Source organism: Tateyamaria rhodophyticola (genome assembly GCF_047777875.1).
GTDB lineage: Bacteria > Pseudomonadota > Alphaproteobacteria > Rhodobacterales > Rhodobacteraceae > Tateyamaria.
The window spans coordinates 1,501,822-1,517,402 of sequence record NZ_CP180519.1; the positions used below are offsets into that span (position 1 = coordinate 1,501,822).

The 15,581-nt window shown below is 61.8% G+C and carries 15 protein-coding genes; 12 read left to right on the plus strand and 3 right to left on the minus strand.

All coding sequences use genetic code 11. The features are described 5' to 3' along the window. The first annotated feature begins 252 nt into the window (after nucleotides 1-252). Nucleotides 253-540: an HU family DNA-binding protein gene (locus ACERHN_RS09040; RefSeq protein ID WP_415922307.1), complete on the plus strand. Its 288-nt coding sequence runs from the start codon at nucleotides 253-255 to the stop codon at nucleotides 538-540. Nucleotides 541-594: 54 nt separating this feature from the next. On the opposite strand, the gene ACERHN_RS09045 is transcribed toward ACERHN_RS09040, so the two are convergent. Beyond that, complete coding sequence (locus ACERHN_RS09045) at nucleotides 595-1,959, minus strand: DUF3179 domain-containing protein (RefSeq protein WP_415922308.1); 1,365 nt, start codon at nucleotides 1,957-1,959, stop codon at nucleotides 595-597. Nucleotides 1,960-2,096: 137 nt separating this feature from the next. Here ACERHN_RS09045 and ACERHN_RS09050 point away from each other — a divergent pair, with 137 nt between their 5' ends. The 11 genes from ACERHN_RS09050 (at nucleotide 2,097) to msrA (ending at nucleotide 12,529) form a co-directional block, all read left to right on the plus strand. Next, a complete protein-coding gene (locus tag ACERHN_RS09050; protein ID WP_415922309.1) occupies nucleotides 2,097-2,966 on the plus strand; it encodes a DMT family transporter in 870 nt (289 codons plus the stop codon). 69 nt (nucleotides 2,967-3,035) lie between these two features. Continuing rightward, nucleotides 3,036-3,434, plus strand: coding sequence for a thioredoxin family protein (locus ACERHN_RS09055; protein ID WP_415922310.1), 399 nt, complete (start codon nucleotides 3,036-3,038; stop codon nucleotides 3,432-3,434). After that, on the plus strand, nucleotides 3,434-4,681 hold the full coding sequence (locus ACERHN_RS09060) for a glycosyltransferase family 4 protein (protein ID WP_415922311.1): 1,248 nt from the start codon (nucleotides 3,434-3,436) through the stop codon (nucleotides 4,679-4,681). Before ACERHN_RS09055 ends, ACERHN_RS09060 begins: the two co-directional genes overlap by 1 nt. Next, nucleotides 4,678-5,466 (plus strand): NAD-dependent epimerase/dehydratase family protein, encoded by a 789-nt coding sequence (locus tag ACERHN_RS09065; RefSeq protein ID WP_415922312.1) that lies wholly within the window; start codon nucleotides 4,678-4,680, stop codon nucleotides 5,464-5,466. The genes ACERHN_RS09060 and ACERHN_RS09065 overlap by 4 nt, the downstream gene beginning before the upstream one ends. Beyond that, nucleotides 5,463-6,083: a sugar transferase gene (locus ACERHN_RS09070; protein ID WP_415922713.1), complete on the plus strand. Its 621-nt coding sequence runs from the start codon at nucleotides 5,463-5,465 to the stop codon at nucleotides 6,081-6,083. The genes ACERHN_RS09065 and ACERHN_RS09070 overlap by 4 nt, the downstream gene beginning before the upstream one ends. A gap of 167 nt (nucleotides 6,084-6,250) precedes the next feature. Beyond that, entirely contained in the window at nucleotides 6,251-8,155 is a 1,905-nt protein-coding gene (locus ACERHN_RS09075) for a polysaccharide biosynthesis protein (protein WP_415922313.1), read from the plus strand. 229 nt (nucleotides 8,156-8,384) lie between these two features. After that, the gene (locus tag ACERHN_RS09080) at nucleotides 8,385-10,433 is read left to right on the plus strand and encodes a YjbH domain-containing protein (RefSeq protein ID WP_415922314.1); all 2,049 of its coding nucleotides are present in this window, start codon (nucleotides 8,385-8,387) and stop codon (nucleotides 10,431-10,433) included. Nucleotides 10,434-10,450: 17 nt separating this feature from the next. After that, nucleotides 10,451-11,128 carry a YjbF family lipoprotein gene (locus tag ACERHN_RS09085; protein WP_415922315.1) on the plus strand — a complete coding sequence of 226 codons (678 nt, stop codon included), beginning with the start codon at nucleotides 10,451-10,453 and terminating at the stop codon, nucleotides 11,126-11,128. A gap of 135 nt (nucleotides 11,129-11,263) precedes the next feature. Next, nucleotides 11,264-11,437: a hypothetical protein gene (locus ACERHN_RS09090; RefSeq protein WP_415922316.1), complete on the plus strand. Its 174-nt coding sequence runs from the start codon at nucleotides 11,264-11,266 to the stop codon at nucleotides 11,435-11,437. 145 nt (nucleotides 11,438-11,582) lie between these two features. Beyond that, nucleotides 11,583-12,026: a peptide-methionine (R)-S-oxide reductase MsrB gene (gene msrB / locus ACERHN_RS09095; protein WP_415922317.1), complete on the plus strand. Its 444-nt coding sequence runs from the start codon at nucleotides 11,583-11,585 to the stop codon at nucleotides 12,024-12,026. After that, complete coding sequence (msrA, locus tag ACERHN_RS09100) at nucleotides 12,023-12,529, plus strand: peptide-methionine (S)-S-oxide reductase MsrA (protein WP_415922318.1); 507 nt, start codon at nucleotides 12,023-12,025, stop codon at nucleotides 12,527-12,529. The genes msrB and msrA overlap by 4 nt, the downstream gene beginning before the upstream one ends. 2 nt (nucleotides 12,530-12,531) lie before the next feature. On the opposite strand, the gene ACERHN_RS09105 is transcribed toward msrA, so the two are convergent. After that, nucleotides 12,532-14,523, minus strand: coding sequence for a hydantoinase/oxoprolinase N-terminal domain-containing protein (locus ACERHN_RS09105; RefSeq protein WP_415922319.1), 1,992 nt, complete (start codon nucleotides 14,521-14,523; stop codon nucleotides 12,532-12,534). After that, nucleotides 14,520-15,521 carry a tRNA epoxyqueuosine(34) reductase QueG gene (queG, locus tag ACERHN_RS09110; RefSeq protein WP_415922320.1) on the minus strand — a complete coding sequence of 334 codons (1,002 nt, stop codon included), beginning with the start codon at nucleotides 15,519-15,521 and terminating at the stop codon, nucleotides 14,520-14,522. Before queG ends, ACERHN_RS09105 begins: the two co-directional genes overlap by 4 nt. Nucleotides 15,522-15,581 lie beyond the last annotated feature (60 nt).

The following is a 15,581-nucleotide window of genomic DNA, read 5'->3' on the forward strand; positions in this document are numbered from 1 at the left end:
CGGCGGATTTTGAGACAGTTCGATCCGCATTCCGTGAACGCGCCACATGGCCCCGGCACGGGCCGACACACCGAAAATCCGCACCAGAGGTCAGACTACACACCTCCGCGAAAGGTAAAACAGGCTGAAAAACGCTAAAAACAGGTGTTTTCCCCTTGCCAGCGGCCACTATTCGTTGTGTTTTCACACAACATTCCGTTACAAAACGGGACAGAGGCCCAAGAAATCGGGCAGACGAAGGAGACCAGTAAAATGGCAAAACCAATGACAAAGACCCAACTCGTCGCCGCTCTGGCCGAAGAAATGGGGACAGACAAGAAATCCGCAGGCGGTGCACTGGACGCAATCTGTGGCCTGATCACGCGCGAAGTGTCGGGCGGCGGTGCCGTGACCCTGCCGGGCGTTGGCAAGATCTACTGCCGCGAGCGCCCCGAGCGCATGGTGCGCAACCCTGCGACCGGTGAGCAATTCAAGAAAGAAGCCGACAAGGTGGTCAAGATGACCATTGCGAAGGCTCTGAAAGACAGCGTAAACGGCTGAACCGCCGTCACGTGACGCACATTGGGCCGCCTTTCGGGCGGCCCTTTTTCGTCTCTACCCCTCAAAAACCGTCGCCGCATCCCCGAGGTAATTGTCCCAGGCAAACCAGTAGCTGATATGCCCGGCCACGCGCGGCAACTGCGTCCCGTCGGGTCTGACAAGCGCCTCTTCCGCCACGGACCACAGAACGCCGTCCTGATCCCTCAGCTTGCCCGCGTCTAGCGTGAACGTCCGGTCGCCCCGTTCATACGCCCGAACCGCGCGCTTCTCGGCATCGCCAAGCAGAACCAGCGGCGTGTCCGCGATACCGTCATTGACCACACCCCGCGTCTGAAACGCCTTGAGCGGCCAGGCGCGGGCGGCACCAAACTGGCGGATGGTGAAGATATAGTCCTTTTGCTTGTGCGCGCGTTGATCCACCAGCACCGGGAACATGAGGTCAGGGGATGAAAAATAGTCCTGGTACACGACGCCCGACCCATAATCGCGCCGATGCCCCGTTTCCAGCGACAGCACCTTGGTGCCCGGGTTCGAGGCTTTCCAGCTGTCCCATGTCGTGATCACGACGGGGCGCTGTTTCAGTTCGATCCCGCTGTCCACCAAGGGTCCCACGACAGGTTTGCCGGTGTACTGGTTCCACAGGCTGTGCGTGCCGCGATCAAACATCAACTTGTTCGAGCGGTAGAGAAACCCGGACGAGCCGAAGACAAGCGGATCGCCCTGCCCGATATCCGTCTCGAACAGGATGCCGGAGCCACACAATGTGCAATAGGCCAGCGCCAGAGGCACGCCGCCGATCACGTCATTGAACATCTCGTGCCACCCCATGATCCGCAGGGGATAGGCCCGCGCGTCTCCGTTGATCGACGCGCCAAAGACAAGATCATCGCCACGCAGGTATTCCGCCTGCGCCGCCGTCAGCAGGTCCGGGTTGTCGAGGGACGGTATGCCGTCCTTGACCACCCCACCCCATGTGATCTCTTCCAACCGGATCTTCATCCGGTCCCGCGCGATATGCTCAGGCCGCAGGAAGTCGTCGAAGTTGTCATCGACGCGCAACATCACTTCGCGTTTGAAGGGGATGAACGACGGATGCGGCACAACCTCCGGCGTGTTCTCCTGCCACAGCATCCAGTCGAACCAGTCCACGCCATGTTCTTCACCGGTGATGGCTTGCAAGGCTTCGGCAATGGCAAACTGCCGCTCCCGGGAAAAGCGCAGCGACTGGATCAGACCCGCAGCCATGTCCGGGTTGCCCCGGTCGCGGATAAAGGCCAGCGCGTCAAAATATTCGGATGTCGGTGCAAACAGCGGGGCGCGGTGCACCTCCAGCATGTCGCGCTCCTGCGCAAAAGCCATGGCGGGGGCTGCGGCGCCTGCCACGGTCAGACCGGCAAACTGGCGGCGGGTGAGTGTCACGGCATCCTCCAAGGTCGATGCCTGACAATGTGGCGCCTGCCCCGATCAATTGCATCAAACAGAGCCGTGATCGCACGACTTGCGCCCGGACCCGATTTGCAGGACGGTCGCGCCGGACACGACCGCAAAGGACAGACATGGATATCCGCGCCATCCTGATGGGCCTGACCTTTGCGTTGATCTGGTCATCGGCCTTTACGTCCGCCCGCATTATCGTGGCCCACGCCCCGCCCTTTGCCGCATCCGCGGTCCGGTTTGCGATTGCGGGATGCATCGGGGTCGCCGTTGCATGGGCGCTTGGGCAAAGCTGGCGACTGACCCGCGATCAATGGCGCGCCACGCTGATCTTTGGCCTGTGCCAAAACGCGATTTACCTGGGCCTGAACTTCTATGCGATGCAGACGGTAGAGGCATCACTGGCCTCGATCATTGCATCAACCATGCCGCTCATGGTGGCTGCGGCGGGATGGGTCGTGTTCCGGGACAGGCTGCCGATGCTCGGCGTTGCCGGGCTCGTCCTCGGGGTTGGCGGGGTCATGCTGATCATGTGGACGCGGCTTGGCACGGGCGTCGACAGCTATGGCATCGCACTGTGTGTGATTGCAGCCATCGCGCTGACTGTCGCGACGCTCATGATGCGCACCATGTCGTCGGGCGGGAACCTGATGATGGTCGTAGGGCTGCAGATGTTCGTGGGCGCGATCGTGTTGGGTGTTGCATCCGTGCTGACGGAAACGGTCACCGTCACGGTCACTCCGGTCTTTGTGGCGGCCTTCACCTACACCGTGTTTGTGCCCGGCCTTCTGGCGACGTTCATCTGGTTCGCTCTGGTGGAGCGGATCGGCGCGACCAAGGCTGCCACGTTCCACTTTCTCAACCCGTTCTTCGGGGTGGCCATTGCCGCGCTGATCCTTGGCGAACGGTTGGGGCCGCAGGACATTGCGGGTGTTGCGATCATTGCAGCTGGCATTCTTGCGGTACAAGTGTCACGGCAGGCCAAAACCTGACCCCACCCCCTTGCACCCGGCCCGCCCGTTTCTATCCTGCGCCGGATTTGACCCGTTCGGAGCACACATATGCACCGCCGTACCCTTCTGTTGACCGCGGCCGCCGCGGCGCTGCCCCTGCCCGCCGCGGCCTACCCGGCCGAGATGTTCACACCCGCGCTTTGGCGCGAAACCCGTGAACAGGACCGGGCGATCATCTTCAACTACCGGGCGACATGGTCTCTGACCTGCCAGATCAAGGCGCGACTGATCGCCGAAGCGCTCGATGACACGCCCGCCTACCAGAGCCTCACATTTGTGGATGTGGATTGGGACACATTTGGCCAATCGCAACTGACCCAACGGCTCAAGGTCAAACGACGCTCGACCCTCTTGGTGATGAAGCGCGGCAAGGAAATCGCACGGCTGGAAAACGAACCCTATGCCCGCCGCGTGCGCGCGTTTCTCGACACGGCACTGACCGCCTGATGAAGATCCTTTTTGTCCATCAGAACATGCCCGGCCAGTATCGCGAACTGGTGAAGTGGTTGATTGCCCAAGGCGGTCACGACCTTGTCTTTCTGACCCAGAAGAAAGACGCGCCGGTCGTCGACGGCATGCTGACCGTTCAATACAAGACGCACCACACCGCGGCAGAGGACGCATATGCCCTGTCGCGCACTTGGGAAAACGCCACCGGCAACGGGTTCGGCGCGGTGCTTGCCCTGAAAAAGATCGTCGCGGACGGGTTCACGCCGGACATCGTCATCGGCCATGTCGGGTGGGGTGAACTGAGCTTTTTCCGCGAGGTGCTGCCGGATACGCCGATCATCGGGTTTTTCGAATATTACTATTCGGTGCATGGCGGGTCCGTCGGCTTTGACCCCGAATTCCCGATCAGTGAACATTCGCCCTACATCATGTCGGGTCACAACGCCGTCCCGCATTTCAACATCGAACAGGTCACACTGGGCCACAGCCCGACCTACTGGCAGCGCGACCGGTTTCCCAAAAGCTTCCATGACAAGATCTATGTTTGCCATGATGGCATCCGGACCGAGCAACTGGTGCCGAACCCGGATGCGGTGGTGACCCTCGGACGGCTGGAAACGCCGCTGACGCGACAGGATGAAATTATCACCTACATGGCGCGCAACCTCGAAATCACGCGGGGGTTTCACCAGTTCATGCGCGCCCTCCCCGCCATCCAAAAAGCGCGGCCAAACGCCCGCATCATTGTGATCGGCGGCAACGACGCGTCCTATGGCGGCAAGAACAAGCACCCCGGCGGCCTGCGCGGCCAGATGGAGGCCGAGGTGGGGCACCTCCTGGACTGGGATCGGCTGCATTTTCTGGGTCAGGTGCCCTACAAGGACTACCAGCACATCATCCAGATCAGCTCTTGCCACCTCTACCTGTCGATGCCCTTTGTGCTGAGCTGGTCGATGCTGGAATGCATGTCGATGGGCGCCACAATCGTGGCCAGTGATGTCGCCCCGGTGCGCGAGGCAATGACACATGGGAAAACCGGTTTGCTGGTCGATTACTTCGATCCGGATGCTATCGCCAATCAGGTGATCGAAGTGCTGGAGCAACCAGACAAATTTGCCCATCTGGGGCCCGCCGCGCGCCAGCATGTGGTCGACACATATGATTTCCTGAACGTTTGCCTGCCGGAGCATATCCGCCAGATCAATGCGCTGGTGCCTGCCGACAAACAGATCGCTTTCCCGTGACGGGCCCGCTTGTCGTGTTGGGCGCGGGCGGGCGACTGGGACGGCTGCTCGCCCCGGCTTGGCCGATTGAAACCGTCCAACTGGGGCGGCGGGACCTCGATATTCTCGACAGCGCCGCGCTGGTCAGCGCTTTGCGCGGCGCGGGCGGCGTTCTGTGTCTGGCGGGTGTAACGCCTGGGTCTGACCGGCCCATGTCCCTGAACACAACGCTGGCGCAACTGGTGCTGGATGCTGCGCAGGCGGCGCAATGCGGGCGGGTCATGCTGATGTCATCTGCTGCGGTGTACGGACGCCAGACCGGCCTTTTATCCGAGGACACGCCGCCCGCCCCCTTGTCCGATTACGGCAAGGCCAAGCTGGCGATGGAACAGATGGCGGCAACACATGCGCACCCCAACACTGTCCTGCGGCTTGGCAACGTGGCGGGCGCGGACGCAATTCTGGGCGGCTGGCGCCCGGGCTTTGCGCTTGATGTCCTGCCGGACGGTACAACGCCGATGCGCAGCTATGTCGGACCGCATACCCTGGCGCGCATTTGCACCACGCTTGCCACCACGCCAGCGCTTCCACCGCTCATGAACATCGCAGCACCGGGGGCCCTGGAAATGGGCGCGCTGCTGGATGCGGCCGGGTGCGAATGGTCGCCGCGAACCGCCGATGGGGAAGTGATCGCCAAAGTTACCCTCGACACCTCCCGCGTTTCAGCGTTTTTTCAGTGGCACCCCGACGACAGCACCGCCAAGCAGATGGTGCACGAATGGAAAGAGCTGACGACCACCACATGACATGGCGCAAGCGCATCTTTGATCTGTTCTTTGCCAGCCTTCTGGTGGTGATCCTCGGCCCGATCATCCTCTATCTGATCTACAAGATATGGCGCGTGCAGGGTGGACCGATCTTCTACGTCGCAGAACGGATGAAGACACCCGAAACCAGTTTCGGATTGGTCAAGTTCCGCACCATGACGGTGGTGAACGATGACAGCGGCGTGTCCGGCGCGCATAAAACATCCCGAATCACACCAATGGGCGCGAAACTGCGCGCCAAACGGCTCGATGAGTTCCCGCAACTCTGGAACATCCTCAAGGGCGACCTGAGCTTTGTCGGTCCGCGCCCGCCCTTGCGTGAATACGTGGAACGGTTCCCTGACATCTATGCCAGGGTGTTACGGTCACGACCGGGGGTCACGGGGCTTGCCACCATTCGGTTCCACAAACACGAAGACCGGCTGCTGGCCCGCTGCACGACACCCGAGGAAACCGATGACGTCTATTGCCGCATTTGCGTGCCCCGCAAGGCTGAACTGGACCTGATCTACCAGCGCCACCAAAGCACCTGCTACGACTTTGATCTCGTGTTCCAGACAATCGGCAACCTCTTTCGGCGGCGCGCTGACAAATGAACTGTGGTCCGATTCGCGGCGAAAACACCTTGGGAGGGTACACGGAGGTCCCGGAATGCTCGATTTTTCGCCAAGTCGCGGGGCCTGAGCGATTGAAACTACAAATTAACGCAAATGCTGTGTATCCGTTGTCGTACTGCGCCGTACGGTATCGGCGAGGGGAATGAATGTTGCAGTTGTTGAAATCGATGTCCCGGCGGCAAAAACGGAATGTTTTTGTCATCATCGACAGCCTGCTTGTCCCCGCGTCCCTGTTGTTTGCGTTTGCGCTGCAGCCGATTCTGGGCAATCCGTTCACCGTCCTGTGGGCCTATTTGCCGGAACTGCCATTTGTGATGCTGGCGGCGGCGGCGCTGTCGCTCTGGCTGGGGATCAGTGCGACAACCCTCAATGACTACGAAGCGAATTCCGTCGGTCAGACGGCCATCTTTGCCACGCTGCTGACCTGTGTCTCGCTTGTCCTGACAACGGTGATGAAACCCACCCTGCCGCTCAGCGCGCAGATCGTGTTCGGTATCACCTATTTCGTGCTGTGCGCACTGACCCGCGCGATCCTCTTGCAGATCGTCCTTGCCTTGTACCGCCGCGGCGCGAACCGCTGCCGTGTTCTGATTTACGGTGCGGGCACAACCGGCATGCAACTGGTGTCCGCCCTGCGCAGTCACGAGGTGATCGAACCCGTTGCCTTTGTCGATGACAATCAGGCGTTGCAAGATCAAACAGTCCTGCGCCTGCCCGTGTTCAGCCCGGTGCGCATCGCAGAGATTGTTGCGGAAAAGCAGATCGACCGGGTTCTCCTCGCGATGCCCTCTCAAAGCCAGCCCAAGCAGATGCAGATCGCGCGGCGGCTCCAGAAAATGGGCCTCGAGGTGCAGACGCTTCCCTCTTTCTCACAACTGATCGGCGAAGAAGAGCTGGTGAACAAACTCACCCCGGTTCAGGCGAACCGGTTCCTTGGCCGGGATGAGGTCAGCAACGCACCGGGATCGGATGCAGCCGCCTATTTCGGGCGGACGATCATGGTGTCCGGCGCGGGCGGGTCAATCGGTTCGGAACTGTGCCGGCAGGTTCTGGACTGCGGTCCGTCAAAGATCGTGCTGTTCGAGCTCAGCGAACTGGCGCTTTATCAGGTGCACCTCGAAATCAGCCAGATGGCCGAGGGCAGCGGGATCGAAATCGTGCCGCTGCTCGGCTCGGTCACGGACCAACGGCAGGTGCGCCGCGCATTTCAGGATCACGGCGTGCAGGTTGTCCTGCACGCAGCCGCTTACAAGCATGTCCCACTGGTCGAAGCGAATCCGCTCGCCGGTCTGGCAAACAACGTGCTGGGCACACATACGCTGGCCACCGAAGCGGCCGCCGCAGGCATTGAACGCTTTGTGCTGATCTCATCGGACAAGGCCGTGCGGCCAACGAATATCATGGGCGCGTCCAAACGGCTGGCCGAGTTGGTCGTACAGGACATTGCGACCCGGATTGCCAAGGCAAACGGGCTGGTGTTCTCCATCGTGCGCTTCGGCAACGTGCTTGGCTCCTCGGGATCGGTCGTTCCGTTGTTCCAAGAGCAGTTGCATCGTGGTGGTCCGCTCACGGTCACGCACCCGGACGTCTCGCGTTACTTTATGACCGTGCAAGAGGCTGTGCACCTCGTGCTGCGGGCCGGCGCCATGGCAACAGGTGGCGAGGTGTTCGTCCTCGATATGGGCAAGCCTGTCCGCATCGAACAACTCGCCCGTCAGGTCGTGGAAAGCGCCGGTTACACCGTGCGTGATGCCCAAAATCCCGACGGAGACATCGAAATCGAATTCACCGGGCTGCGTCCCGGCGAAAAGATGACCGAGGAACTGACCCTCAACGGATCCCTGATCGGCACCGGTCACCGCAAGATCTTTTTCACGGTCGAAGACAGTCTCAGCGAGATCGAAGTGGCCTCGGTTCTGCGTGCATTGCGCGCGGCCCTTGCGGCAAGCGATGATGACGCAGCGCGGGTGGTGGTGACCCGTTGGGTGGACGGATACCGGCGTGCAACGGGCGACAACGATCTATCAGAACGTGCAAATCCTGTATCCTGAAAGCCGCGCTGCGCGAACCGATTTCAGGTTTTGCTTGCATAAAGTTGTGTGATGCACGGCACCGTGGTCTAAGATCACGAGGGATCAAGGGGACAGTCACGTGACGGACGAACGGCGCCACAGCAAATCAGCCAGGGCAATCGCGGCAGCGCTCGCGCTGGTCATTATGCCCAGCATATCATCGGCTCAGTCGGTCGAGGTAAAACAGGCGGTCCCGCCAACACCCACCTTGAACTTTTATGGTGTGCCCGGCCTTGTGGACCTGCCAAGCGGTGAGGCGCTTCCCGATGGGACCCTCGCGCTCAGCGTATCCAATTTCGCCGGTCAGACCCGCACAAACGTCACGTTTCAATTCTCGCCCCGCCTGTCCGGTACGTTTCGCTACATCAGCATTCAGGACTGGAATTCCGACGGGTTTGAGACATACCGCGACCGCAGCTTTGACGCGCGCTTTCTGCTGACGCACGAGGGCCGGTTTGTTCCCGCGATCACGGTTGGCCTTCAAGACCTTGCCGGGACCGGCATCTATGCTGCGGAATACGTGGTCGCGACCAAGAATTTCGACCGTCCGTTCAACCTGCCTGGTCGGGTCAAGGTGACCGCAGGTCTTGGCTGGGGCCGCCTGGGGCAATTGGGCGACATCGGCAATCCGTTCAGCGGAACGCGCCCGGTCTTTAACCCCGGTGACACCGGCGGCTCCCCATCGGCGGACCAATGGTTCCGCGGACCTGCTGCCCCATTCGGCGGCGTCGAATGGCAGGTCAATGACAAGTTCGGGCTCAAACTTGAATACTCTTCGGATGCCTACATCCCCGAAACGTCACGCGGTGTTTTTGAGCGGACCTCGCGGCTGAACTTTGGCGTCGAATATCAGGCCTCGCGTTTCCTGCGGTTGGGCGGCTATTACCTCTACGGCGAAGAATTCGGCATCAACGCGCAGCTTGTCACCAACCCAAAGGAACCGCCCCGCGCCTTCACCCTTGCCGGGCCGCGCCCCGTGATCCAACGCCCCGATCGTGCCACGCTGCCCGAAGCGTATAACGATGGCTGGGGGCCAGCGAAGGGCCGTGTCGTACAGCAGATTGGCCCGGCGCTGGAACCGCTTCTGCGCGAAGATGGCCTGCGCCTGCACAGTATTGCGTTCCAATCCACGTCGCGGGTCGAAATCCGCGTCGAATCAGAACGCTACATCAACAATGCCATCGCCATCGGCCGGACTGCGCGTCTGTTGACCGGGCTGATGCCCGCCACCGTGTCGACCTTTGATATCGTGCTGATGGAAGACAATCTGCCGGTCACGCGCGTCTCGTTGAACCGCGGCGATCTCGAACAGCTTGAGTTCCAGCCGGGCGCGTCTGACCTGCTGCTGGCCCGCACCACGCTGGACAGCGCACCACGCAGCACCGAAGACGAAGCCTTTGTGCCCGAGGGGCTCTACCCCCGCTTCAGCTGGGCCATCGGCCCGTTCGTGCGCCCCAGCTTCTTTGATGTCGAAGAGCCGGTGCGCGCAGATGCGGGCATCGCCCTGTCCGCAGCTTACCGGCCCGCGCCAGGCTGGCTAATCGCCGGGGAACTGCGCCACCGATTGGTCGGCAATGTCGAAGACAGCGCCGTGTCCCCCTCACAGCTGCCAGCCGTGCGCACAAGTGCGCCACTCTTTGCGCAAGAGGGCGAAACGACGATCGAAAACCTGTATGTGAACAAACAGTGGAAAGCGGGAAAGAACGTCTATGCCCGCCTCACCGCCGGTTACCTCGAACAGATGTTCGGCGGTGTGTCCGCCGAGATGCTGTGGCAACCCACAGACAGCCGCCTCGCCGTCGGGATCGAGGCAAACTATGCCAAGCAGCGTGACTTCGATCAGCGGTTCGGCTTCCAGGATTACGATGTCTTCACCGGCCACGTTTCGGCCTATTACGACTTTGGCCGCGGCTATGTCGGACAGTTGGATGTCGGCCGGTATCTCGCTGGCGACTACGGCGCGACGGTATCGCTCGACCGGACCTTCAAAAACGGCTGGAGCGTTGGCGGCTTCTTCACCCTGACGGACGTCAGTTCAGAGGAATTCGGCGAAGGGTCCTTTGATAAGGGTCTGCGGGTTTCCATTCCTTTGCAGTGGCTGACCGGCCAACCGTCGTCGCAATCGGCAACCTTCCCGATCCGTCCGATCCAGCGGGACGGGGGTGCGCGTCTGAGCGTGCCGAACCGCCTGTATCCACAGCTGCGTGACGCAGATGCGCGCGCCTTGCGCGAGGACTGGGGTCGAGTATGGGAGTGATCACAATGAAAGCACGCATGTCCGCGGCACTCCTTGCCATCGCCGTCATGGCGGGATGTTCCGGCGGCACTGACAACCTGAACAGTCAGGGGGATCGGTTCCTCTCCGTGTTCGACACGCTGCGCAATGGTCTGCGCCCACAGCCGGAACTGCCCAACGTGACGCGCGCCCTGCTGGACGGTCTGACCGTGCCATCGCTCGAAGTGACCGTGCCGGACCGCGACGGGCTCGCCTATCTGATCCCTCTGGTCTCGCGCAACACGGCACAGCTTGGCCCGATTGACCTTTGGACAACCGCCGATGGCTCGCAACTGAGTCTCCGCTCCGGCGTGATCCTTGCGACACGTGGCGTCGGCGACGACGTCACCTCCAGCGACAAATCCGGCTCTATCGGCTTTGTCACAAGCAAACGTGCGGGCACCTGGCCGATGAGCCTGTATATCCAGACGTCTGCCGAGGGCGTTGTGAGGCACGATTTCACCTGCACCGGACAAAACAACGGCAAAAGAACGCTGGAGATTGTCGAGCTGACCTACCCCGTTGATTTCCTGACTGAAAACTGTTCCGGTCGTAACGGCCAGAGTTTTCAGAACGAGTATTACGTGGACACACGCGACGGCACGGTCTGGCAAACAAAACAGTGGGCTGGTGAAAAAATTGGCTATATGAACACACGGATACTGAAAAAGAAGTAACCGAAAATGAACCGTTCTTGCGGTTTAACAGCCGTGATGCTAGTGGTTCCGTAACGTTCATGAGCATTTGTGCTCGTCATTCGAGAGATCGCAGATATGAAAAAAGTCATCGCAGCTTCCGTTTTGGCCCTTTCCGTGGCTGGTTTCGGCGCAACATCCGCTCTGGCGCAGGCTGAAACAGTTCTGGCCGTGGGCACCATCACATCGACCTCCGTCATTGCAGGCATCCTGGTCGCAACAGTGATCATCGCCGTTGCAGACGACGGCACAGTGACCACAACAACCGTCGCGCTTGGCCCCGCCACCTAAGCGACTGCCAATCAGAATTTCAAAGACCGGGTGTCTGCATGACGCCCGGTCTTTTGCGTTTTCACGCGACAGTGTTCCGCACCTTTCCCCACGGCGGGGGCAACCCTATATCAAGGGCAACACTGAACACTTGTGAGGGTTTCGGATGAGCACCTATTTCAAGAACATGGACGTAATCGCGACATTGTCGCCCGAAGAGTACCACGTCACACAGGAAAGCGGCACGGAACGTCCCGGCACGGGCAAACTGCTGTCCAACAAGGAACCGGGCATCTATGTCGATATCGTATCGGGTGAGCCGTTGTTCGCATCGTCGGACAAGTACGATTCCGGCTGCGGCTGGCCGTCGTTCACCAAACCCATCGACAATGTCACCGAACATCGCGACGCCAGCCTTGGCATGATCCGGACCGAAGTCCGCTCGAAACACGGCGACAGCCACCTGGGCCATGTCTTTCCCGACGGACCCCGTGACCGCGGCGGTTTGCGCTACTGTATCAACTCGGCATCGCTCCGCTTCGTTCATCGTGACGACATGGAGGCCGAAGGCTATGGCCAATACCTGAACCAAGTGGAGGACGTCGCATGAGCCAGGAACGCGCAGTGCTTGCCGGTGGATGCTTTTGGGGGATGCAGGACCTGATCCGCAAACGCCCGGGCATCCTGTCGACACGTGTCGGTTACACCGGCGGTGACGTGCCAAACGCGACCTATCGCAATCACGGCACCCACGCCGAAGGGATCGAGATCATCTTTGATCCGTCCGTTGTCACATATCGCGACCTGTTGGAGTTCTTCTTTCAGATCCATGACCCGACCACCCTGAACCGCCAGGGCAATGACCGCGGTCTCAGCTACCGCTCGGCCATCTACTACGTCGATGAGACGCAAAAAGAGGTGGCCCACGATACAATCGCCGATGTTGAGGCATCGGGGCTGTGGCCCGGAAAGGTCGTGACCGAAGTCGAGCCGGTGGGCGATTTCTGGGAAGCGGAACCAGAGCATCAGGACTATCTCGAGCGGATCCCGAATGGCTATACCTGCCACTTTGTCCGCCCGGGCTGGACCCTGCCCAAACGCGCCGCAGAGTGAGATCAGGGGGCGGCCACCCGTGGCCGTCCCGACGCCTCCACAGTCAGCACCGCTTCGACAAAGATCTCCCGTGCCTCAGCTTGTGCGGTGCGGATGTCCCGGTGCACCTGCACCTCGATATCTTCGGCCCCCGCCACACGCACATCCGCGTCCGCGGCCTGGCACAGCACTGTTTCCAACCGCGCCAACGCCATGTCCTGTGCGGCAAAATCTTCGGGCCCATCGGCAAGGTGCACGCGGAACCGACCCTCGCCCGGTGACGTGATTGTGCCGCTCTTGCGCACTGTCACGCGGCCCACCACCGCCCCGATCGCGTTGGCCACACCGCCATCCTCTGGCAGGATCATCTCTGTCCCGAGCAACGCGCCAACCGCCGGATAGTAGGCCGCAGCCGACGCGCCCAAGCCCACCACCGGCACCGACAGGCCCGTTTCCACCCGCACCGCGCCACCATGCCGGGCAAGCCCGCGCTGCATCAAAACATGCTCCGCAAGGTCCGAGGGCAGCCCATCCTCCGCCAACCCCGCCTGCAACAGGGCAACACCCGTCTGATGCGTGAGCTGCCCGATCACCATCCGCGCCATGTCCTCCGGATCTGACGCCAGAACCTCGCCTGCCCCGGTCCTGCGCCGCCCGAACAGCACACAGCCCAACCGGGCGGCTTCCGCGTCCCAGGCGGCGACATATCCCAGCACATGCGCCGCATCAGACGGCGTAAGCGCCGACACCTGCACAATCCCCTGTCCGACCAGCCGCCGCAGCGCACCAATTTCCACCCGCGCGCGCAGCACATCACCCAACGGATGCACCCGGTCACCGATCCGGTCCAGCAACGCGGCCTCACGCGCACCAATCCCGTCACGCCGCGCATTGGGCACCGCCCGTACAAAACGTCCGTCATGCTCCCCCGGCAACGTCGTCCGCGCCTGCGCCTCCAGCACCGGCAGAACATCCCCCGGCGCATCCCGCGCCAACAGCGAAAGTGGCACCACCCGCCGCGGACCCAACGTGACGCCCCCCCGCAGCCCCTCGGCCACAAAATGCACCTCGCTGTCACCCCCCAGACCCGTTGTCCGCATCGCCACCGCCTCGACCATCGTGCGGTGCTGACCCACCTGTGCGCCCATCGGATCAATCGCGGGCCGCCCATCCCGGAGCATCGCGATGTCCGTGGTGGTGCCGCCAATGTCGCTCACCAGGGCGTTATCCGCCTGCGTCAACCACCGCGCCCCGACAATGGACGCCGCCGGACCGCTCAGGATCGTTTCAATCGGCCGCGCCCGCGCCTGCGCCGCAGACATCAGCGCGCCATCCCCCCGCACCACCATAAGCGGCGCCGTGACACCCAACGTGCCCAGCACGTCCTGCGCCCGGCCAATCAACGTGTCGATCATCCCGATAAGCCGCGCATTCAACAGCGCGGTCACCGCACGTTTCGGTCCACCCAGCTTTGAAGACAGCTGATGGGACGCAGACACGGGCCGCCCGGTCACCTGTCGGACAATCTCCGCCACGCGCACCTCATGCGCCGGGTTCCGTGTCCCAAACTGCGCCGCCACCGCATAGCCGCTCATTTCCGCAGAATGCGTCTCTAAAAAGGCCAAAAGCCCGGCCTCATCCAACGGTTCGGCCTCGGATCCATCGTGCCGATGCCCACCCGCCAGCGCGCAAACCGGATCCTCGCCCAACGCCTCGCCCAGGCCCGCCGTGTCGCCAGCCGCCTGTGTAAACCCGACATAGATCAACGCCGCGCGCCCGCCTTGCCCTTCAACCAGCGCATTCGTGGCCAATGTGGTCGACAGGCTGGCCAACCCGATCTCACCCGCCGCAACCCCGGACTGAGACAGAACCGCACGCACCGCTTCGCCCACACCAATGGCAAGGTCCTGCCGCGTCGTCAGCGCCTTGGCCCGTGCAATCACGACCTCTTCGTTGCGCATCAACACCGCGTCGGTATACGTCCCACCCGTGTCCACGCCCAAAAGGATGCTCATGTCAGCCGCTCCACCGCCCACCGCGCGGCATCTGCAACCGCTGCATCCTTATCCTCCACAAGCGGACGCGCCGCCTCTGCCAAATGCGACATGCCAGAGTTCCCGATGGCGTAAAGCACGTTGCGCACGAAGCGGTCCCGGCCAATCCGCTTGATCGGTGAGCCGGAAAACCGCGCCCGGAACCCTGCATCATCCAGCGTCACCAGCTCTGCCAGTGGCGGCGCACCAACGGCCCCGAGATACCGCATGTCACTGGCCGCGACCGCGAACTTGTTCCACGGACAGACCGCCAGACAATCGTCGCACCCATAGATCCGGTTGCCCATCAACGCCCGCAGCTCCAGATCCACCGGCCCTTTGTGCTCGATGGTCAGATACGAAATGCACCGCCGCGCATCGAGGCGGTAAGGCGCGGGAAACGCATCCGTCGGACAGACCTCCAGACAGGCCCGACACGACCCGCAATGATCAACCTCGGCCTGATCCGCTTCCATGTCCAGCGTGGTAAAAACAGACCCTAAAAAGGCCCAATTGCCCCAATCTCGGCTCACAAGGTTCGTGTGCTTGCCCTGCCAGCCCAACCCCGCCGCCTGCCCCAACGCCTTTTCGGGAACGGGTGCTGTGTCCACAAACACCTTCACCTCACCACCCGCCTCGGCAATCAGCCACCTGGCCAACCGCTTAAGCCGCTTTTTCACGATGTCATGGTAATCCCGCCCCTGCGCATAGACGGACACCGCCGCCAGATCCGCACGCTCCAGCACAGCCAGCGGATCATGCTCCGGCGCATAACTTTCGGCGAGCATCAGAACGGACCGCGCCTCGGGCCACAGCACAGATGGATCCCCCCGCCAATGCATCCGCTCGGCCATCCACCCCATCTGCCCGTGATACCCGGCGTCCACAAACGCGTCCAACCGCGCCGCCACCTCCGGCACCGCATCCGGCCGACACACACGCGCTGCCACGAACCCTTCGTCCAGAGCACGCGCAATCAATCGGTCCTTCAACGATCCCTGTCTCTGTTCCAAAAAAATCCCGGGGGTCTGGGGGCTGGC